The sequence below is a fragment of the Limnobacter sp. CACIAM 66H1 genome, assembly GCF_001601825.1.
In the GTDB taxonomy this organism is placed as follows: Bacteria; Pseudomonadota; Gammaproteobacteria; order Burkholderiales; family Burkholderiaceae_B; genus Limnobacter.
In genome coordinates, this window is the sequence record NZ_LUJK01000001.1 from 51,488 (window position 1) to 72,186 (window position 20,699).

Here is a 20,699-nt window from a genome sequence, read left to right on the forward strand (position 1 = left end):
AGGTAGGCGAAACACTGTGTTGAAAACATTGGCCTGTTTTGTTTTACTGATCAGTCTGGGCGCAGCCCATGCGGGCAGCGCCACGGTTGCCGCCGCTGCCACCCTGCGCTACGCGCTGGATGAAATTTCTCCGCAATTTACCAAAGCCACTGGGCACAGCCTGAAGGTGGCATATGGCTCTTCAGGCAACTTCTACAGCCAGATTAAACAAGGTGCGCCGTTTGATGTGTTTTTGTCAGCCGACATGGTGTTTCCTCAAAAGCTGGTGGATGAAAAACTGGCTGCATCGCCGGCATTGCCCTATGCCGAGGGGCGTTTGGTGTTGTTGTTGCCGCATAAAAGCCGCCTGAAACCCGATGGCACGCTGGCAGACCTGGCCGCCGCATTGAAGGATGGACGTTTGAGCAAGTTGGCCATGGCCAATCCCACCGTGGCACCGTATGGCATGCGCGCGCAAGAAGCGCTGATGCATGTTGATTTGTGGGTTGAAGCAAAACCGCGACTGGTCACTGGCGAGAATGTGGGCCAGGCGACGCAATTTGTGGCCTCAGGCGCTGCACAGGCTGGGTTGGTGGCCTTGTCGCTGGCCCTTGCGCCCGAGCTGGCTGCACGTACCCAATATGCCTTGGTGCCCCGTGAATGGCATCAACCTTTGGTACAGGGCATGGTGTTGATTCGCCCCGGTAACCCGGCTGCAAAGGCATTTGCAGATTTCATGAGCTCGGCACCTGCTCGCGCCATACTCAAGAGGTACGGCTATGACGAGGTGCGTGAACGATGATGGATTGGTCTGCGTTTTCGCTGTCCATTCAACTTGCCTTGGGCACCCTCTTGGTGTTGTTGCCGCTGGGCCTGCTCGCGGGTCGATGGTTGGCCCGCACAGCCTTCAAAGGCCGCACCTGGATCGAGGCCGCCATTTTGTTGCCCTTGGTGTTGCCACCCACAGTGATGGGTTATTACCTGTTGGTTGCCTTGGGCGGTGGGTCGCCTGTGGGGCAGTGGCTTCAAAACAATTTTGGCGTGTCGCTCACTTTCAATTTTGCGGGTCTGTTACTGGCCTCGGTGTTGTTCAATATTCCTTTCATGTTGCAACCCATTCAGCGGGCATTTGAGTCCATTCCCTACAATCTGAATGAGGCCGCACAGGTGAGCGGTTTGAGCAGTTGGGCCATTTTCACCAAAGTGGAATTGCCTTTGGCCTGGCCCGGCATTTTGTCGGCGATGGTGCTCACTTTTGTGCATACCCTGGGTGAGTTCGGCGTGGTGCTGATGATAGGCGGGAGCATTCCCGGAGAAACGAAAACCCTGGCGATTTCAATTTACGACAGCGTGCAAAGTTTTGACTTGAATGCAGCCCACACCATGTCGCTGGCCCTGTTGATGTTTTCGCTGGTGGCGGTGGCCACTTCGCTGTGGCTGTCTGGCCGAAGAAGGCGCAAACCATGAGCCAGATGCAGCACACAAGTAGCGTATTGCATGTTGAAATTGAGCAGCAAAAGCCCATGCCGCTGCGTGCAAATTTTTCCTGTGAGGCCGGGCAATTGCTTGCCCTGGTGGGGCCTTCCGGGGCGGGCAAGTCGTCCATTTTGCGCGTGTTGGCAGGCTTGATGAAACCAGCGAGTGGTCGCATCGAAGTGGGCGGGCAGGTGTGGCTCGACACACAGAAAGGAATTTTTCAAACGCCTCAGCAGCGTCGGGTTGGTTTGGTCTTTCAGAATTACGCCTTGATGCCCCACCTTAGCGCTGCTGCCAACGTGGCGCTGGCTTTGCAACACTTGCCCAAGGGTGAACAAATTATTGAAGCGGTGCAGTGGCTCAAGCGCGTGCGCTTGACCGCGGACGAAGCCATGCGCAAACCAGCCCGCTTATCCGGTGGGCAACAACAACGCGTTGCGCTGGCCAGGGCCCTGGCCCGTCAGCCCCAGTTGCTGTTGCTGGATGAGCCTTTTTCCGCGGTGGATCAAATGAACCGTGAAGGCTTGTACCGATTGTTGGCGGAACTGCGGGCCGACCTGAATATCCCGATTGTGCTGGTCACCCACGACTTGAATGAAGCCCGCATGCTGTGCGACAAACTGGTGGTGCTGGACCAAGGGCAGGTGCTGCAGGAAGGTCCGGCCTTTGAGGTGCATCGAAGACCCCGTAACTCCAGAGTGGCTGACCTGGTGGGCATTCAAAACCGCTTTCATGGGGCATGGCTTGGACCCGGCCAGGAAGCAGGCGTGGGGCATTTGCAATGGACCCGTGCACTGGATACTCAGCAGGCAATACCTTCCAACAGCTTTCAGCTTCGGGTGAAGGACAAAGGCAAGATTCCACCCGGTTTCCCGGTGAACTGGGTGGTGCATGCAGATGGCTTGGCCTTGAAGCCGGCAGCTTACAACTTGCAGCGTGAGGGTTTTGTAGCGTTGCCTGTCCTGGTACAAGCGCACCGTGATCTGGGTGAACTCAGCTTGATTGATCTGGCCCTGGATGTGGCGCCGTTCGAGACGCTGAAGATGGCTGTGTCCGGGGCGCAGCGCTTGGGTCTGAAAAAGGGCGAGGCCTGTGTGGTGGAAATGGATTTGGGATTAATTCACATCATGCCGAAAAAACACCGACAGTAATAAACTGTAACTGTGATTAGGTAAAGTACGAAACAAAGTAAGTAACTGATTTACAAGATGAATCTGAAAGTGTTGGCTTGAAGTATGAAGGTTTGGAGACAATTCAAACTTACAATACAAAATGAGCAAAACACTTCAGTCCGCGCTGGCGCTCAGCACGCTTGCGCTTCTTGCCGGTTGCCTGGGTGGCAACGATTCCAGCATTCTGGCTGGGGGTGATGGCCCCACGGTCACCAACCCCAACGAAGAGACGCCGGTCGAACTGGAGCCGGGGGATGGCATTCGTGTTTTGTCCAATCGTGCCGACTTGATCAGCGACGGCAATGCCTTGGTTGAAATTACGGCCGAAGACCCTGCCAATTTGCAGAATGTCAAAGTGATGCTGGGCTCCGTGGATGTAAGCGACCAGTTTGCGCTGCGCGAAAATGGCCGTTACATGGGTCGCATTCAGGGCTTGGCCTTGGGTGAAAACCGCATCATGGCAGTGTTGAAAAACACAGGCCGAATTGTGACCACCATCACCAATCACCCCAACGGTGGACCGGTGTTCTCCGGGCCGCAAGTGCAACCGTGGACCTGCACCAACGAGGGCACCATGGATGCCCAGTGCAATCAGCCGGCCGTGTTCAGTTTTTCATATCTGCCTGCCAACAAACTGCAACACGTACTCACCAACTCCAATTTCCAGGAACAGGAATTTGCACCCACTTTCCTGCCATACGATCCGGAAAACCCACCGCCCGCCAGTGAAATTGCGATGACCACAACCGACAACGGTGTGACTGTACCCTTTATTGTTCGCACTGAACGGGGTGTGCAAAACCGCGATCGTTATCAAATCCGCACACTGTTCAACCCGGCCGAGGATTGGCAACCGTGGAAGCCTCAGCCGCAGTGGAATGGCAAAGTACTGATTCACCATGGTGGCAACGTGGGCGTCACCTATGGTCCGGGCAATCCACCGAATGGTGACATTTCGGGTACAGCGCCAGACGGTGCGGAGTTTTTGCTGGGTGACAGCATTACAGTGGCTTTGGGGCGCGGCTTTATTGCCACCTCAACTGCCCTGGCCAATTTGGGGCACAACGTGAATCTGGTGACTGCCGCTGAATCGCTGATGATGGTGAAGGAACGGATTGTTGAGCAATATGGCGAAATCCGCTACACCATGGGCACAGGCTGCTCGGGTGGTGCGATTGCCCAGCAACACATTGCCAATGCCTACCCTGGTATTTATCAGGGCATCATCGTGCAGTGTTCATACCCCGATGTCTGGACCACAGCCACTCAGTTTGCGGACTACAACCTGTTGAACTCCTATTTCGGCAATCGCTACCAAGGGGTGAATGAAGCAGACAATTCCCGCCAGTTTCCGCAATTTGCTCCCAACTTCCTGCCTTACGTGCAGTGGAGTGCCGTGTATGGGCATTTGCCAATCAACCCAGTGCTGTCGGACAACGCATTTTTTCCAAAAGCCTACCCATATGCCCAGAATTGTCGTGGCTTGAATGGCGCGGCCACGCCCTACGATCCAGTCAACAATCCGGGCGGTTTGCGTTGTGGTTTGATCGATTACATGAGCACCCAGTTTGGCTTCAGAACACCCGATGTGTGGAGTGCCAACGAAAAGAAAATCGGACGTGGATTTGGTGGTATTCCCTTGGACAACGTGGGTGTTCAATACGGTTTGGGTGCCTTGAAGCAAGGCACCATCACAGCCGATCAGTTTCTGGACTTGAACCGCAATATTGGCGGTTTTGATGTGGACATTCAACGCGTGGCCAACCGCACCGTGGCGGACCCATTGGCTTTGGCCAATTCCTATAAAACAGGCGCGGTGAACACGGCCGAGCACCTCAGCAATATCCCGATTATCGACTTGCGGGGCCCCGATCCCGGCATTGCACACGATGCTTTCCACAGTTGGCAAATGCGCGCCCGTTTGAATGCCACACAGGGGCACTTTGACAACCATGTCATCTGGTTCGGGCAATTGGTGTTGGCCGGTGACTCCACCTACAGCACCGAGGCCTTGCTGGTGATGGATCGTTGGTTGAGTCAGATTGAGGCTGATGACAGCAACAAGCCACTGCGCGAAAAAGTAGTGGCCAACAAACCGCGCGCAGCCCGCGACAAATGCTTGTCAGCGCAAAGCATTTATGCAGATGACGGGCCTTTTGTTCCGCTCAGTGGTAACCTGTTTTATCCAGATCCCGTGTTGCCCATGGCCAACTCGAGCAGTATTCCGAAGCCACCTCCCGAGGCGGGTCAAATTTTTGATCAACTCAGCAATCAGGTGTGTGGTCTGGACTTCTCGGCTTTTGACGCCACGGGCATGTCGGGCCAACTCACCGGCCCCATTGCAGAGCTGCAACATGTCTTGGTGCAAACCCGGTTTGGCACACCGCGCACAGTGGCGGGTGACGATATTCGCACCCTCGCCAACAAATGCGTATTGAAGCCAGTGGATGCAGCCGACTATGCGGGGGTAATGTCCATCACCGACCCCGCAGCCTTTGTGGCCCAGGTGAAGGAAATTTTCCCGCAAGGTGTGTGCGACTATACCAAACCGGGAGTAGGTACACAGCCCACACAAACCTGGTTGCGATATGGCACTGCCACCGAGAAGTTGATTGGCGGTACGCCGTTGCCGGCAAAGCCTGCCAACTCTCGCCAGGGGTGGTCAGCACCTGCTTTTAGAAATGTTAATTCACAGTAATTAATTATTTATCAATTGAACGAACAGAGGGGGCTTTACCACGGTAATGCCCCCTTGTTTTTTCTCTGACTCGGGCAAACTGCTTGTATTGAATCCAGTGACCCCATTCCCTTTGAACTCAGAACAAGTAACTCCCGATGTGTTGGAGCACAGCCCTGTTGGCCTGATGCAGGTTGATCACACCGGGAGAATCCTCTCCATGAATTCCTATTGCGCCGATATCTTTGGATACTCGGTCGCTGAATTGCTGGATCAGCCTTTTGAAATGCTGCTGCCGCCCGAGTTGAGGCCGGGCCACGCCGGGCTGTTTCAGGAATTCATGCAGTCCTCAAGAGGCCGCATGATGGGGCAGGGTACCGGGCAAAAATACTTCCCTGCCCACCACAAAGCGGGCCATGAAATTTCCGTTCAAATTGGTCTGAATGTCAACAGGGAAGGGGTAAGGCCAGTTGTAATTCTGGCTATTGTGGATGTGACTGACAAAGCCAGGTTATTGAATGAACTCAAGCATGGCAATGAACGCCTTCGTCACAAAACCAAAGAATTGATGCAAGTGGTGAGGCAACAGAACCATTTTTTGAACGTGGTCAGCCACGAGTTGCGTACGCCTTTGAATAACTCGCTGGAGATGTTGAACCAGCTGTCGGCCACGCAATTGGATGAGGATCAGGCTGAATTGTTTCAAGACCTGGACAAAGCCAATATTGATGTCACGCGCAGTGTAAAAATGTTGATGGATTATGCCGACAGCATGCTGGGTGAGCTGCAACTGGAAGAGGAAGAGTTTGACCTGCGTGCCCTGTGGCTTGATCGCTTGCGACTGGTGCAACGCGCGCACCCGGGGCAAATTCACTTGCTGCAAATCCGTGAGGAATTCGAATTTGATCCTGTGGTGTTGGGCGACAAAGTGCGCATTGGGCGAATGATGCACGGCCTGATCGACAACGCCATGAAGTTTTCCGATGCACATCAGATCAAAGTGCATATTGCCTTCAAAGCGGAGCCCCAGGCTCAACTGTTCTTTGAGATCAGCGATGATGGAATTGGTATGGCCGATTCACTGATTCAATCGATAGGTCAGCCGTTTGCCAATCAGGCGGTGCGCCGTACCCGTGGCGGTGGCGGTATGGGAGTGGGGTTTTATCTGACCCACAAATATCTGGAGTTGATGGGTGGGCAGTTTTCATTGAAAAGCCGTCAGGGTGAAGGCACCGTCAGCAGTTTTGAATTGCCGCTTCATTTAATGGGGCGAGCCGCTGCGCAGGCCTTGTCGGCCGAACAGGTCGGTGATGATTTGCCTTTGAGCAAGCTGCGGCTTTTGCTGGTGGAAGATGATCCCACTGTGGCGAAAATCAATGCCATTCGACTTCGCAAACTGGGTGCCCAGGTGGTGGTGGCAGGCAATGGTCAGGTGGCCGTGGAAATGCTTCAAGACAAAAACGTCGAAATTGCCGCGATACTGATGGACTTGCACATGCCGGTGATGGATGGTTTCAGCGCAACACGCCACATTCGGGACATGGTTGAATACGTAAAAATTCCGATTGTGGCAGTGACTGCAGGTTCGCGTTTGGCTGAATATGCACGCGCCATGGCGGCTGGTATTGATGCTTTTTACTCCAAGCCTTTTGAGCCCAACGTGCTGGTTCAATACTTCAAGGCGCGTGGTTTGATTCGCTAGTACAATGTAATTTTATTACTTCGGGTTTGCCCCGCTTGTGCATGAATTTACTTGACCGAATCCGAATGGAATTGGGCCAATTCTCTGCTGCTGAACAGGCAGTAGCGCAGTTGGTGTTGAAAGATCCCAGTGGTTTTCAAAAAATGCCAGTGACCGAGTTGGCCAAACGCGCGGGTGTCAGCAGCCCATCGGTGGTTCGGTTTTGTCGTTCCCTGGGTTATGAGGGTCTAAGTGACTTCAAATTGAAACTCGCTGCCAGTCTGAATGCAGGCGTGCCCTTCATCCACCAATCCGTGCAGGCCGGTGACAACGGCGAAACCTTGATTCAAAAGGTACTCGACAACGCCATACACACCCTGAATACCTTTCGCAATACCGTTCCGGTCAAACCGATTGACAAAGCCACGCAGCTTCTTGCCAAAACGATTGCAAGAAAGGGTCGGCTGGTTTTTTACGGTGTGGGAAATTCAGGTTTTGTGGCGATGGATGCCGAGCACAAGTTTTTCAGGATGGGCTGCACGGCACATGCCTACTCGGATGGGCATTTACAGATTATGGCAGCGTCTATGTTAAACAAAGCCGATTGTCTCATCATCATTTCCAATTCAGGCCGCAGTCAGGATTTGCTGGATGCGACACAAATTGCACGTGCCGCGGGTGCAAGCACCATTGCCATCACAGCGTCGGGTTCGCCACTGGCACAGGCGGTACAGGTGCATATTCCAGCCGATCACGGCGAGTATTATGAGCAGTACAGTCCCATGGTGTCGCGTTTGTTGCACCTGTGTGTGGTGGATGTGTTGGCCACGCAAGTGGCCTTGCAACTGGGCGATTCAGTGCAAAAGAACATGGCTCGCTTGAAGAAAAACCTGATCGACAGCCGTTACACCAAATAGGCCGGATTGGCGAAATTTTCTGGCAAGGCTTTAAAGCCTGTTTCACAGGCAATCAGGCTGGTGTTTTCGAAACCCGGCAGGTTCGGAAACTTCTCATCAGCCTGGGCTGAGCACACCAGCAACACGTTACCCTGTGCGCCGCCAAAGCAGGGCATGGTGGGCTTGGCCAAGGGCAGTTCGATGCTCTCAATGTATTCGCCACGCTCGCTAAAGCGGTCCAGCCGGTAACCCTCCAGAATGGCAGCCCAGTAGCTGCCATCGGCAGAAAAGCAAGCGCCATCCGGTCGAGCAGTGCCCTCTGTGTATTGCCTGATCAATTGCCGATTGCTCAACTCTCCGGTCTCGACTGCATAATCAAATCGCCATATGCATTTGTGCCGTGTGTCGCTCAGGAAAACCGAGTCCCCTTGGGGCGAAAAGGCAAGGCCATTGCCCACGATCAAATCGTTTATCTTTGGTTGGGCTTGTCCTGCCTCAATGCAATACAGGACGGCAGTGGCGGGGCTGCGGGCATCCACCAGTGTGGATATCCAGATTCGGCCCGCGTGGTCGGCGCGGCCGTCGTTGAAACGATGTTTGCTTGAATCGAAAGGAGCATCCAATTTCAGGGTGCAGCTGTCGCCCTCGATCAGCCAGCCGCCTTGTCTGCCCAGTCCAACCCAAATGTTCTTATTCGCAGTGGGCAATACGCAGCCTATTTCGTCGGGCAGTTGCAAGGTACTGAGTAACGCGGTGTTGTCCAGCGCTGTGTTCAGCACATCGCTTTGATTCAAGCGGTACAGGGTACGCGTGTTGATGTCTACCCAAGTCCAGCCACCATGCGCATACCGAGGGCTTTCGGCCAGGCTGCAGGCAGGCAGTGGCAAGGCTTGCCAATCCATCATTGCGCTGAATTCTTCAGGAAATGGTTGATCAGGTGCGCTGTCACCGGGTTCTCTGCAGGGGCGTGGCCAGGTGGTACGCTCTGTTCCAGTTGCTCTGCAATGCCTTTGCCCAATTCAACCCCCCATTGATCAAATGGATTGATGTTCTGCATGGCAGCCAGCGCTGCGGTGCGGTGTTCCCACATACACAACATTGCGCCAAGTGAGTAGGGGGTTAGCGAATCGAGAAACACCATTTGAACTGGACGGTGTCCTGGGCAGGATTTGAAATTGGTGGCGGTGTTGTTGAGCTCCTCGGGTGAGTTCAAGCGGCCCACCGAGAACGCTTCAGACTGCGCCAAGGCATGCGAGAGCAACACTTGGTGCGACTGGATTTCATCATGATCGGGTTGCACCACGGCGATCAATTCAACCGAACTGGCAATTTTGCTTTGGTGCAGCATCTGGAAAAAAGCATGTTGCCCATTGGTGCCCACATCGCCCCACAAAATCGGGCAGGCGGGTTTGCCGAGCAACTCGCCTTGGTTGTTCACACCTTTGCCCAGCGATTCCATCCAAAGTTGTTGCAGGTAGGGCACCAGCTGGCTCAAGCGGGAATCGTAAGGGCTTAACATCAGCGAGGCGGCACCGTGTTCCAGGTTGTACAGGTCGCTTAACGCAAGAAGTGTGGGAATACACTGGCTGGCTTTGTTTTGCAATACGTGGCCGTCCATCAAGGCGGCGCCTTCAAGCAGTTCATTGAACACCGGGTTGCCGTGCACCATGCGCACACCAATGGATACGGGTCCCCACAGTGAATATCTACCGCCCACAGTTTCACTGAATTCAAACACCCGGTCCGCTGCCACGCCCAACTCGATGGCTTTGTTGGGTTTGCAGGTTGCAGCCACCAGCGCCTTGGGGCGGTACGCTGGCCCCGCAGCATCCAGCCACTTGAAAATATGCTGTGCGTTGTGCAAGGTTTCACGGGTTGAAAACGATTTGCTGGCAATCACGACCAAAGTGGTTTTCGGGTTCAATGAGGCCAGCGCGGCTTTCATTTCATGAAAGTCCACATTCGCGGCAAACCGAATGTTCATTGCGGGTGCTTCACCCAGATCCAGTTTGCTGAACACGTCATTCAACAGCCGGGGGCCGAGGTCCGAGCCACCAATGCCCAGATGCAACACGCTGTCGTAGCGTTCACCGTCGGGCGTGGTGTAACGGCCTGAGCGCACCTGGTCGACAAAGCTTTCCATGTGTTGTTGTACTTGCCTGGTCAGCGCCAACTCGTCTCGACCATTCACCACCAAAGAAATTGGTGAATGATAGGCCTGCATGTTGCAGGCTGCACGCAAGGCCCAATGGCCTGCAGGCCGGTTTTCAGTACCGTTGACCACCTCGCCACTGAACATGCGGCGAAGGAAGGTGGACAAATGCTGATGTGCCTGCGTTCTTTCAAAGTTCAACACATGGCTGGCGTTGTAAAGCTGTCGATCCAGATTGATGTGAACAGGCCCGACACTGCGGGAGAGAAAACCAGGATTGAAAGCGGATGTGTTCATGAATATGGCAATAAAAAAAGGCGTTGAATAATCGCTTCAACGCCCAGTTTCGCATGACTTCAAGAAAGTGTGTTTACTCTGCCCACAAATTTGAATCAGGGTGTGTTTTGGGGTTCAGTCATGAAGCCCAGTTTCTCGACGCCTGCACGTTGTGCTGCGGCCATCACCTGTATCACTTTTTCGTATTCCACCGCTTTGTCGCCCTGAATGCGCAACTCTGGTTGCTTGTCTTGTTGTGCCACAGCCTGCAGGCGAAGCTCCAGGTTTTCAAAGGTCAGTGTTTCATCGTTCCACATCAGGCTGCCATCCCGTTGCACGGTGAGTGTAACCACGTCGGGTTTGACCTCTGTGGGTTGCTGGCTGGCCTGCGGCAAATCAACTTTCACCGAATGCGTAATCACCGGCACGGTGATGATGAAAATAATCAGCAGCACCAACATCACGTCCACCAGCGGCGTCATGTTGATTTCACTCATTTCCTGCTGATCGTCGTAAGAATTGAACGACATGGCTTACGCCTCCTTTTTCAAGGGCATGGTGCGTACGGCAGAGTCTTTTTGCATGGGGGACCCGGTCAGGAAGTAGGCGTGCAACTGGCGCGCAAATCGGTTCAACTTGCTCAGCAAGCCTTTGTTGGCCCGGGTCAGTGCGTTGTAGCCCAGCACCGCTGGAATGGCCACGGCAAGGCCGAATGCAGTCATGATCAGGGCCTCGCCCACCGGGCCTGCGACTTTGTCGATACTGGCCTGGCCTGAAACACCAATGCCCACCAGCGCATGGTAAATGCCCCACACCGTACCGAACAGGCCAACAAACGGGGCTGTAGAACCCACTGAAGCCAAAATGGACAGACCAGACTGCAGCTTTTCAGCGGCTTCATCCATGGCGCCGCGCAGCGCTTCGCTGAGCCAGTCGGCCAGGCTGATTTGCCCGTGCAGGTCGTCTTTGTTCGTGCTGTGATGGTTCACAGCCGCCTGGCCCTCGATCGCCATGTGGTGAAACGGGTTGCCGGTGTCTTTGCCCAGCACCTGAAGACCTTCTGCGAAGCTGTGGGTGTGCCAGAACTTGTCGACTGCGCCAACATTTTTACGCAGGCGATACAGGCGAATGCTGCGGGTGATGATGACGTACCAGGACGCAATCGACATGATCAACAGCAGCAGTGCCACGCTTTTGATGACCCAGTCACCTTGGGCCCACATGGCGGCCATACCGTAAGGGTTGTTTTCCATTTCAATAAACCTCGCTTAAATTCAATGTTCTCAGTTATTCAATACAAAAGAAACCGGTTGCACATACCAAAACGGAATTGGCTTGTCGCCTCGTTTCGCGGGCACGTACTTCCAGGTTTTCACAGCCTGAAGGGCTGCATTGTCCAGTCGCGGAAATCCGCTTGACCGGTTCAGCTTGATTTCACCCACACTACCGTCAGGGAGAATGTACACATCCAGCATCACCCGCCCTTGCTCGCCCAATCGGCGTGACAGTGCCGGGTATTGCGGCGCCGGGTTGTTCAGGTGCGCGGCGTCCGTGCGTGGCGGCGTTACAGGTGCTGGCGCCTCGGGTGCTGGCGTGGCCTGTTGAACAGGCGCAGATGGCGGCGCAGGTGGAGTTGGGGCCGCTTGCTGTACCGGTTCCTGCGCCACTTCACGCACAGGCTCGGGCTTTGGTGTTGGCTTGGGCGTCGGTTTGGCCACAGGCTTTGGTGTGGGTACGGGTTTTGGTTCCGGCTTGGGCGGCGGCACTGGCTTGGGCGGTGGCGGGGCGGGTTCAGGTTCAGGCGCTACCAATACACCCACTACGCTGGGTGGCGTAACAACAGGCTCACTGACGCTGAGTTGTTGCGCGGCCCAAACCAAACCCAGCACGTGCAACAACACCACACCGGCGAAGGTGACGGCATTGCTGATTGTTTGAGTGTTGTTGCCCTGTAGAGCACTCATTGGAACGGACATGGTGTTCAACGTTGTGTTCATTGAGTCAATTGCTTCGATCTTGCTTGCTGACTATTCAATCAGCAAGCAATTTTCATGCACTCCAATTTGTGAATGAGAATTAATATCAAAAAGAGTGTAGCAGATCTTGGCGATTAGAATTCGACCGACAAGCTCACATTGACGGTTCTCGGCGTGCTGGTACCCACACGCACTGCACCGAATGAATCGGTGGTAGTGCCTGCTTGCGCGTAGTTGTATTCTTCATCGGTGATGTTTTTCAGATTCAATTGCACTTTCCAACCATCTGCCTTGTAATAGGCCAAGGCATCCAGTTGCGCCCAGCCATCGTATTTGGCACGGTTCTCTGTAGACACAAACGAGCCAGTTTGAGCAAACACGCCAAGTCCCAGGCCCAATCCCTTGTACTGGCCACGTTGCACTTCATAAACGCCAAACAAATTACCAGAATGTTCAGGAATACCCGGCAGGACATTGCCTTCCTGACCCGCCAGTGAAGGGTCTACTGCAAGAAGTTGATTGTCCAGATAGGCATAGCCAGCCACCACGCGGAAAGAGTCATTCACTTTGCCAATGGCTTGAATGTCGAAGCCCAGGGTTTGGGTTTCGCCCAGGTTGGTGGACCATTGTTCCCCTGCTGGCAAACCAGATGAGGCCGGGTCAGTGACCGCCACATCGGACTTGCGCAAATCAAAAATTGCAGCGGTGATGTCCAGTTGCTTGTTCAACAACTGTTTTTTGATACCCAGTTCATACTGCTCAGTGCGTTCCGGGTCCAGCGGTGCACCGCCGATACCGTTGCCTGTTGCAGGGTTAAAGCCGGTGGCGGTAGTGGGGGTAAAACCTTTGGCCCAACTGCCGTAATACGACAAGGTGTCGGTAGCCTTGTACACCAGGCCAAGTCGGGGTGAAATGTCATCGCTGTCCACACCGGCTTGGCGATCTTCAAATTGGGTGCTGCGCAAACCCGCCAGCACATTCCATTTTTCTCCGATTGAGATCAGGTCTTGAATCACAAGGCCTTGCTGGCGCGCGCTGCTTCCGCCTTGGGTAAACGGACCCACCACCACTCCGCCGGGAGGAATGCCGCTGTATTGCCCGGTATTGACGTTGTATGTGATTTGGGTGCCCGACGCAGAAATCGTGTTGTTCACAATGCGTTCATAGTCACCTTGTAACAGGAACTTGTGACCGATGTTTTGCCCAAACAATGTGCCGCCATCGAGTTGCCACTGATACTTCAGCACCATGCTGTCGCTTTCGCCTTGGCCACCCTGTTGCGAGGCACGAATGGCCACATCGCCATTGTCTGCAACCACTTGCATATTGGGGCCAAGTGCTCTCGGGCTGGAGTCAAACAGGGTTTTGTCGACGCGGGTGCGTGAATAGTTGGCAGTGACCGACGAGCCATTGTCAAAGAAGTGTTCGGCCAGCAAGGCGAATCGATTGTAGTCGCTTTCGGTGTTTTCGTTCCAGCCGGGAATGCCGTAGAACTGGGTGCCGTTCAGGCGACCGCTGTAGGAATAGCCGGTGGCATTGTTGCCATCGAGCACCTGACCACGGTCTTGGGTGTAGGTGTCGGTGATGTATTCGTATTGCGCAGTGACCAGTGTTTGAGGACTCAGCTTCCAGGTCAACGAGGGCGCCACGAGCTGACGATCCCGGAAGGTGAAGTCACGGTGACTACCACTGTCCTCAGACGACAGAATCAATCGGTATGCAAACGTATCGCTCAGCGGTCCGGTGAAATCAGCTTCGACGCGATAATAGTCGTCGCTGCCGGCAATCACCTCGGCCGCCCTGTACTCGGTGAACTTTGGTTTTTTGGTGACATAGTTGATGACACCGCCTGGTTCGCCCTGACCATACAAAATTGACGCAGGGCCTTTCAAAATGTCGTAGCGCTCAATATTGGCGGTTTCAGTGGTGGCAATGTTGGTGGCATTGAACACGTTGTTGATGCGTGCACCGTCTTTGTAAAGCGACTGGGATGCATCGAAACCCCGAATCGAGAATTTTTCCTCGCCACCATTGCCCTGTTTGAATTTGGTGACACCAGCCACGTTGCGCAATGCATCTTCAACGTTGTTAACTTGCTGGTCTTCCAGAATGTCGATGGGAATGCTGATGGTGGTCAGCGGTGTGCTCATCGGGTCCGCTTCGAAGCCCAAGGCTGTGTTGGTGGTCGGTTCTTTGTAAACCCGCTCAAACCCGGTGACCTGTACTTCTTGAAGTGTAGCCGCCTCATTTTGTTGAGTACTTTGTGACCATGCAGCCGGGTGACAACCTACAGCTGCGCCAATCGCCACGGCCAGCGCGCGTTTTTTCATGACAGCAAACCTTTGAAATAAAAGATGCACTGGCTTGCGGCGGCTGGCTGGTGCGGGAGGGTCTTTCTGAGCGAGGAAGGCCTACCGGTGAGGATGCCAACTGTTGCGAAGAAGGAGATTGATCGGTAGGCCCACGGCAATCTCACTCGGAAAGATAGAAACGAGAAGTGTTCTCATTATTATTTGGCTTTTCGATTTTGGCAAGTACTTTTTTAAGAAGCGCACCAGAAAAGGGTTTCGGCCCCCTTGGCCCGCGTTGTACACTGTGGATTGAGTTGATTTTTGAATGCAAGGGAGAAGAACAATGAAAGGTTCAAGCAAGGTGATTGCGGCACTGAATGCGCAATTGAAGAATGAATTGACTGCGATTAACCAGTATTTCCTGCATTCGCGCATTTTCGGCAATTGGGGCCTGGATGTATTGAAGAAGAAAGAATATGAGGAATCCATCGGTGAAATGAAGCACGCTGATTTGCTGATTGAACGCGTGCTGATGCTGGATGGTCTGCCCAATCTGCAAGACCTGGGCAAGTTGATGATTGGCGAAAATACACGCGAGATTCTGGAAAGCGACCTGAAAATGGAAAGCGCAGCCCAAGTGACGATTAAGGATGGCATCAAGGCGTCGGAAGACGAGCGCGATTATGTTTCTCGCGACATTCTGAAAGAAATTCTGGAAGACACCGAAGAACACATCGATTGGCTGGAAACCCAGCTGAGCCTGATTGACAGGGTGGGTTTGCAGAATTATGAGCAATCCATGATGGGTGTTTCAGAGTAAATTTTCCAACGATTTTCGAATTGTGTTGAAAAAATGCTTGATTGTAGTAATGCGAATCATTATTATTACTTTCAAGTTCAACGCAATTTGAGGTCACCCGTGATCGTCTGCATTTGTGCCAACGTTAGCGACCGTACCATTTCTGAAGCCGTGCGCAGCGGTTGTGGTTCAGTAGACGACATCACCATGAAAACAGGTGCATGTTCGGGCTGCGGCCAGTGTCGCATGCACTGTCAAAGTGAAATCGACGCGCACAACACGCTGATTCAAGTCAGCGAAATGAGCCAGCAAGCGGTTTGATTTTCCAGCTCAATCGCTTGCCTTTATTTCCCGCCTTAGCTTCCAAATTTCAAAATTCTCGCGGCTGCCCTGGCATGGCTGGGTTCACCCAAGGCTTGTTCGGGGCTTGAATTCCCTGATTCTGTAAATCGTCTTTTCGCGGCTTGCCGCGGCAACACAGTGCCTGCTTCGTTGCGAAACTGGTCGAAATAATCCAGCCACGGTTGAACCTTTGAATTCGCTTGGGTTTGGCCTCCACATTGTTCTACGAATTCCTGATCGGTACGCCTGGCTTTGTAATCCGCCAGGCAATCAGCAAGCATTCCCGCCTGCAAGCCGTCAATGAAACGCGGGTTGATTTGGTATTTTAAAAAACCCGGCGTATTGGAGTGCACGATGTCTATTTTCAGGTCGGGTGCATTCTCGCGTGTCATGTGCAACACATGGGCGAAATTTGCGTCGCGTTTCAAATTCAGTTTGCCCAGTGTTTCTGGATTGGCCAGTTCTACTCGGCGAATTGCAGTGTCATTGACAACGACATCAAGATCATGGGGAAGTGGCAGTTTGCATGTGGCGTTGGGGTGTTCCAGTGCATGAAGGTGCATGCAAGTGCTGCCCACCACGGTGTAGTTATTGCGCCCGCCTAGCAGGGTGTCGAGGGCATGAACCAGTTTACTCGCGTTGACGCCGGGGAGTGCATTTTCGAGGGTGGCTGTAACCCGTGTGGACACTGCTAGATTTTGAGATCGATCAGGTGAATGACAGAGCGAACAGGATGTAAGGGGCGATAAGGATGATGCTTCCATGTTGTGATTGAGCGCAGTTGAATTGCTTGTGTGACTTTGGCGGGTGTGAGGGTTCAATAATTAATACATTTTGACGATAGATTTATTTTTTCATTTCAAAATAAATAATAATAGAAACAATTATCAATAAATAAAAAATAATCATGTCAAATTTTTGTCGCAGCACCTGTTCCAACCATCTCAAACGGATTCCGATTGACTTTTTCGCGAGTGCGGTCACTCTTGCCTGCCTCTCCTTTAGCGGAGCTTCAATTGCACAGAACCTCGCCCCAGTCACGGTGCAATCGGATTGGTTAGGCCCACCCACTGAAGAAAGTGTGAAAACCTACACGGGTGCGCGCACAGTGCTTGAGAAAGAAGACCTTGAAGAGCGTGGTGCATTGAACCTGGAAGATGCCTTGCGCCGAGTGCCTGGCGTTCAAGTGCTGGATGAAACCGGCACCGGGATTTTGCCCAATATCGGTGTACGTGGCTTGAATCCTTTGCGCAGTGAACGTTTACAAATTCTGGTGGATGGTTACCCAATTGCAATTGGACCTTACACCAATGTGGGTTTATCACTTTTCCCGGTTACATTGCCCAGTCTTGAGGCTGTGGATTTGGTGCGTGGCGGTGCAGCCGTTCATTACGGCCCGAACAATGTGGGTGGTGTATTGAACCTGGTAACCAAGCCTATTCCCGCCAAAACCAGTCAAACATTCCGCGAGCGTCTTCAAATTTCCGAAGAAACCGGCAATATGCTGACCGACACCTACTACCGCATTGGTGGTTTTGTGCGTGAAGACCTCGGCTTGCAATTTCAGGCCAACATTGTGGATGGCAAGGGGCAGCGTGATCGTTCAGACACCGAAGTACGCAACTTCATTGTGGATGGTGAGTACTACCTGAATTCCAACAACGATTTCAAGGCGCAGTTGCAGTATTACGAGGTAAAGGCCGAGCTGCCGGGTGCTCTAAGCCCTGCCGCTTATGATCAAAACCCCAACCAGTCGCAAAAACCCTTTGATGCGTATGATGCAGATATGTGGCGGGCCACTTTCACCTGGAATCATTCTTTCTCAGACGATTTCAAACTGACATGGCGCAATTTTGCCCACCAAGCCAACCGCACGTTCTTCTTTAGTCAGTCAGCCACTTTCTCGGATGACCCTGCACAAACGCCCGCGTTTGTTCTCGATTCCCCACGTGTATTCAGCGTACATGGCACAGAGCCTCGCTTTACCAAGCAGATCGACAACCACACCCTGATCGCTGGTGCACGTTTTGTGGAAGAAGATGTGCGTTTCGACGTAAGCCGCACAACGCTTGCAACAGGTGCAGTGAACCCTTTCCGCCGCTGGGACTTCAGCACCAAGGCGATGGCGTATTACGTCAGCGACACGATTGCCTTGATGGACGATCGCCTGAAAGTAACACCGGGTATTCGCTATGAGGACGTGGAAACCAACTACAGGGATTTGAACACGGGCGCACAGTTTCAGAACAACCCGGATGAATGGTTGCCCGGCTTGACTGTGGGTTATCAGGCCACGAAAGATGTGTTTGTATTTGCCAATGCGCAGCGCTCTTTGGTGCCGGTGCAAACTGCGCAGGTTACCCGCGGTGGTGATGTGGGCAATGAAACCGCTGAAAACTATGAAATTGGTTCACGCTGGCAAATTAACCCACATGCCAATATCGCGGCAACCTTGTTCCGAGTGGATTACAAAGACCAAATCGTCTTCGACACGGGCGCGTTCCGCAACCTGGGTGAAACACGCCAGGAAGGTGTTGAACTGGAAGGTCGCTGGAACCTTGACAGTCAAACTGAACTCGGCATGAGCTACACCTATCTGGATACGGAACAACTATCGGGCGCGGATCAAGGCAAGAAACTTCGCAATGCGCCAACTCACCACATTGGTGTTGACGCTGTACACAAGTTTGGCAAGTGGACTGCCAATGCGAATGCCTTGTATGTTTCTGAAAGTTTCAGTGATTCAGCGAACACACAGGCTGAAACTGCCAACGGCAGCGCCGGCGAGTTGCCTGCCTACACCCTGGTGAACATGCGAGTGGGTCGTGATTTTCCGATTGGTCAGGGCAAAAACATGAACCTTGGTTTTGGCATCAACAACCTGTTTGATGAGCAATACTTCTTCCGTGGTGTGGATGTGAGTACCATCGGCCGGGTGCCTGCACCTGGACGTATGTTGCTGGTTGAAATGCAAGTTGATTTTTAATCGACGAACACCATGGTGAAAAGCGGGTGGTGAAGGAATTCATCACCCGCTTTTTTTATTGTTTGCCGCGTTGCTTGTCCACTTCAATTGAGGCAACGCCGCTGGCATTGTTGCCCCAGCTTCGCCGAATGTAAGTGACCACTGCTGCAATGTCGTTGTTGCTCAGTTCTACACGATAAGGTGGCATGCCATGTGGGTAGGGGGCACCTTGTGTACTGGGTGAAAAACCGCCATTAAGCACCATTCGTATTGCGTTGACCGGGTTGGGGGCAATCACATTCACATTGCCAGCCAATGCCGGGAACTGATTCGCTTTGCCTTCGCCCTGTTTGCCATGACATTCTGCGCAGGTGTTGGTGTAAATGTTTGCGCCGCGCACCATCAGGGGTTGCAAGGTACGCTGGCCGAGACCGGTTGATTCTTTTTCTGAAGGGGCTTGCGCAGGCAGGCTTTTCAGGTAAACCGCCATGGCTTTGGTGTCGGCAGTCGAGGCAAATTGCAGGCTGTGCGCAATCACCTCGCTCATTGGGCCATAAGTCGCTGCGTGGCGGTTCATGCCGGTTTGCAAATATTGGGCAATGTCGTCTTCAGTCCATTTTCCCAGCCCGTGCAGGGGGTGATTATTCAAGGCCGGTGCAAACCAGTTCAGTACTGGAATTGTGGCGCCGCTTAAGTTCAATTTGTCTTTCAGTCCACCCAAGGTATTGCGTGGTGTGTGGCACGCAGCACAATGGCCCAGGCCGTTGACCAAGTAGGCTCCGCGGTTCCACTGCGCAGTTTGCGTTGTATCGGGTTTGTACTCGCCTTCGGTGAAATACAAAGCCCGCCAAACTGCCAGCAGTGGGCGTTGATTGAAAGGAAATTGCAACTCAGGCTGCGGTGTTTTTTGGGCAATGGCGGGCAGGCGTTTTAGATAGGCGAACAAGTCATCCACCTCTGCACGGCTCATTTTGGTGTAGTCGGTGTAGGGAAATGCAGGGTATAGATAATCCCCGTTCTTTGAGATGCCACTGTGCATGGCCTTGTAAAAATCGTCGGCAGTCCACTTGCCCAGTCCGTGTTCGGCGTTCGGTGTCAGGTTGGTGCTGTAAATTTTTCCGAAGGGTGTTTCGATTGCACGCCCGCCGGCATAGGGTTTTTTTGGGGTCGACGGTGTGGCAAGCGGCGCAATTGCCCAGGCGTGCCAAATATGCGCCACGTTTCTCTTGTTCGGACAACACATTCAACGCAATCGGCTCGGGCGAGACATTGTTGCTGCCCGGCACTGCTGTGGTGGTGTGTGTGCCGCACTTCAGCGGAAATTGAATGCTATTGCTGGGTGCTGCCTTGGGGTTTTCGGGCACGGGCTGTGCTGCAAGGTATGCAGTGGCTGTATTCAATTGCTCAGGGCTGAGAGCTTTCACCAGCGCATGCATGCAATCTGGGTCGGCGGCCTGGCGCTGACCGTTGCGCCATTTGCCAAGTTGCGCGTTCAGGTAATCGCGCGGTAAACCCAGCAACCCGGGTGTGTAGGGTTCAACACCAGTCAATGCTTGCCCGTGGCAGGCTGCGCATGCAGGAATTTTTTTGGATGCAACGCCGTCGAAAACCAGGCGTTTGCCTTGCTCAATTTCTGAAGCAGAGGCGGTGCTCTTTGCGGGCGCAGGGTAGGGTGGATTTTGCGCAGCAAAGTACCTCGCCATTTGCTGTAAATAATCATTCGACAGATGTTGCACAATGCCATTCATGGCAGCGTGTTGACGGCTTCCCTCCCGAAAGGCAATCAGCTGGTTGTACAGATAACCTTCCGGTTTGCCCGCAATACGTGGGTAGTACCCTTCTGCACTGGCACGTCCTTCAGCGCCATGGCAAGCCACACAGGCTTGAACGCGATTGGCCATGTCGGCTGGGAGGGGTGGTGTACTGCTTTGTGCGTTCGCTGTAAGCGTGCACAACAGCATGAGGGCGGAGGTGACAACACGGGTGATCATGACAACTGCTCATATTGAATGTGAAG

Annotated in this window: 18 protein-coding genes; 9 read left to right on the forward strand and 9 right to left on the reverse strand. The window is 53.3% G+C overall.

The genetic code is table 11. The features are described 5' to 3' along the window. The first annotated feature begins 16 nt into the window (after positions 1-16). The 6 genes from modA (at position 17) to A0129_RS00295 (ending at position 7,902) form a co-directional block, all read left to right on the forward strand. Positions 17-781, forward strand: coding sequence for a molybdate ABC transporter substrate-binding protein (modA, locus tag A0129_RS00270; RefSeq protein ID WP_291711322.1), 765 nt, complete (start codon positions 17-19; stop codon positions 779-781). Next, complete coding sequence (modB, locus tag A0129_RS00275; RefSeq protein WP_366796374.1) at positions 778-1,446, forward strand: molybdate ABC transporter permease subunit; 669 nt, start codon at positions 778-780, stop codon at positions 1,444-1,446. The genes modA and modB overlap by 4 nt, the downstream gene beginning before the upstream one ends. Then, a complete protein-coding gene (locus A0129_RS00280) occupies positions 1,443-2,606 on the forward strand; it encodes an ABC transporter ATP-binding protein (protein ID WP_291711323.1) in 1,164 nt (387 codons plus the stop codon). The genes modB and A0129_RS00280 overlap by 4 nt, the downstream gene beginning before the upstream one ends. A gap of 121 nt (positions 2,607-2,727) precedes the next feature. Then, positions 2,728-5,325, forward strand: a complete 2,598-nt coding sequence (locus tag A0129_RS00285; protein ID WP_291711325.1) for a DUF6351 family protein — start codon at positions 2,728-2,730, stop codon at positions 5,323-5,325. A 112-nt stretch (positions 5,326-5,437) separates the two neighbouring features. Further along, positions 5,438-7,006, forward strand: a complete 1,569-nt coding sequence (locus A0129_RS00290; RefSeq protein WP_291711327.1) for an ATP-binding protein — start codon at positions 5,438-5,440, stop codon at positions 7,004-7,006. 41 nt (positions 7,007-7,047) lie between these two features. Next, positions 7,048-7,902 (forward strand): MurR/RpiR family transcriptional regulator, encoded by an 855-nt coding sequence (locus A0129_RS00295; protein ID WP_275269908.1) that lies wholly within the window; start codon positions 7,048-7,050, stop codon positions 7,900-7,902. Here the strand turns inward: A0129_RS00295 and A0129_RS00300 are convergent. The 6 genes from A0129_RS00300 to A0129_RS00325 all read right to left on the reverse strand — a co-directional run bounded on the left by A0129_RS00300 (position 7,890) and on the right by A0129_RS00325 (position 14,615). Continuing rightward, positions 7,890-8,786, reverse strand: coding sequence for an SMP-30/gluconolactonase/LRE family protein (locus A0129_RS00300; RefSeq protein WP_291711329.1), 897 nt, complete (start codon positions 8,784-8,786; stop codon positions 7,890-7,892). The two genes, A0129_RS00295 and A0129_RS00300, sit on opposite strands and share 13 nt — an antisense overlap. Then, on the reverse strand, positions 8,783-10,330 hold the full coding sequence (locus A0129_RS00305; RefSeq protein WP_291711331.1) for a hypothetical protein: 1,548 nt from the start codon (positions 10,328-10,330) through the stop codon (positions 8,783-8,785). The genes A0129_RS00300 and A0129_RS00305 overlap by 4 nt, the downstream gene beginning before the upstream one ends. 95 nt (positions 10,331-10,425) lie before the next feature. Further along, positions 10,426-10,839, reverse strand: a complete 414-nt coding sequence (locus A0129_RS00310; protein WP_291711333.1) for a biopolymer transporter ExbD — start codon at positions 10,837-10,839, stop codon at positions 10,426-10,428. 3 nt (positions 10,840-10,842) lie between these two features. Continuing rightward, complete coding sequence (locus tag A0129_RS00315; protein WP_138517671.1) at positions 10,843-11,562, reverse strand: MotA/TolQ/ExbB proton channel family protein; 720 nt, start codon at positions 11,560-11,562, stop codon at positions 10,843-10,845. A 30-nt stretch (positions 11,563-11,592) separates the two neighbouring features. After that, positions 11,593-12,306, reverse strand: a complete 714-nt coding sequence (locus tag A0129_RS00320; protein WP_291711334.1) for an energy transducer TonB — start codon at positions 12,304-12,306, stop codon at positions 11,593-11,595. A gap of 113 nt (positions 12,307-12,419) precedes the next feature. Then, on the reverse strand, positions 12,420-14,615 hold the full coding sequence (locus tag A0129_RS00325; protein ID WP_291711336.1) for a TonB-dependent receptor: 2,196 nt from the start codon (positions 14,613-14,615) through the stop codon (positions 12,420-12,422). Positions 14,616-14,919: 304 nt separating this feature from the next. Between A0129_RS00325 and bfr the strand changes: the two genes are divergently transcribed. Together bfr and A0129_RS00335 are read left to right on the forward strand one after the other, a co-directional pair. After that, positions 14,920-15,396, forward strand: coding sequence for a bacterioferritin (gene bfr / locus A0129_RS00330; RefSeq protein ID WP_105028468.1), 477 nt, complete (start codon positions 14,920-14,922; stop codon positions 15,394-15,396). A 99-nt stretch (positions 15,397-15,495) separates the two neighbouring features. Then, positions 15,496-15,696, forward strand: a complete 201-nt coding sequence (locus A0129_RS00335) for a bacterioferritin-associated ferredoxin (protein WP_291711338.1) — start codon at positions 15,496-15,498, stop codon at positions 15,694-15,696. 35 nt (positions 15,697-15,731) lie between these two features. On the opposite strand, the gene A0129_RS00340 is transcribed toward A0129_RS00335, so the two are convergent. Next, positions 15,732-16,406, reverse strand: coding sequence for a hypothetical protein (locus tag A0129_RS00340; protein ID WP_291711340.1), 675 nt, complete (start codon positions 16,404-16,406; stop codon positions 15,732-15,734). Positions 16,407-16,798: 392 nt separating this feature from the next. On the opposite strand from A0129_RS00340, the gene A0129_RS00345 reads away from it, so the two are divergent. Then, positions 16,799-18,703 (forward strand): TonB-dependent siderophore receptor, encoded by a 1,905-nt coding sequence (locus tag A0129_RS00345; RefSeq protein ID WP_291711342.1) that lies wholly within the window; start codon positions 16,799-16,801, stop codon positions 18,701-18,703. A gap of 55 nt (positions 18,704-18,758) precedes the next feature. Here the strand turns inward: A0129_RS00345 and A0129_RS00350 are convergent, their stop codons facing one another. Together A0129_RS00350 and A0129_RS00355 are read right to left on the reverse strand one after the other, a co-directional pair. After that, complete coding sequence (locus tag A0129_RS00350) at positions 18,759-19,652, reverse strand: cytochrome c (protein ID WP_291711344.1); 894 nt, start codon at positions 19,650-19,652, stop codon at positions 18,759-18,761. Further along, on the reverse strand, positions 19,630-20,673 hold the full coding sequence (locus A0129_RS00355; protein ID WP_291711346.1) for a cytochrome c: 1,044 nt from the start codon (positions 20,671-20,673) through the stop codon (positions 19,630-19,632). The genes A0129_RS00350 and A0129_RS00355 overlap by 23 nt, the downstream gene beginning before the upstream one ends. Positions 20,674-20,699 lie beyond the last annotated feature (26 nt).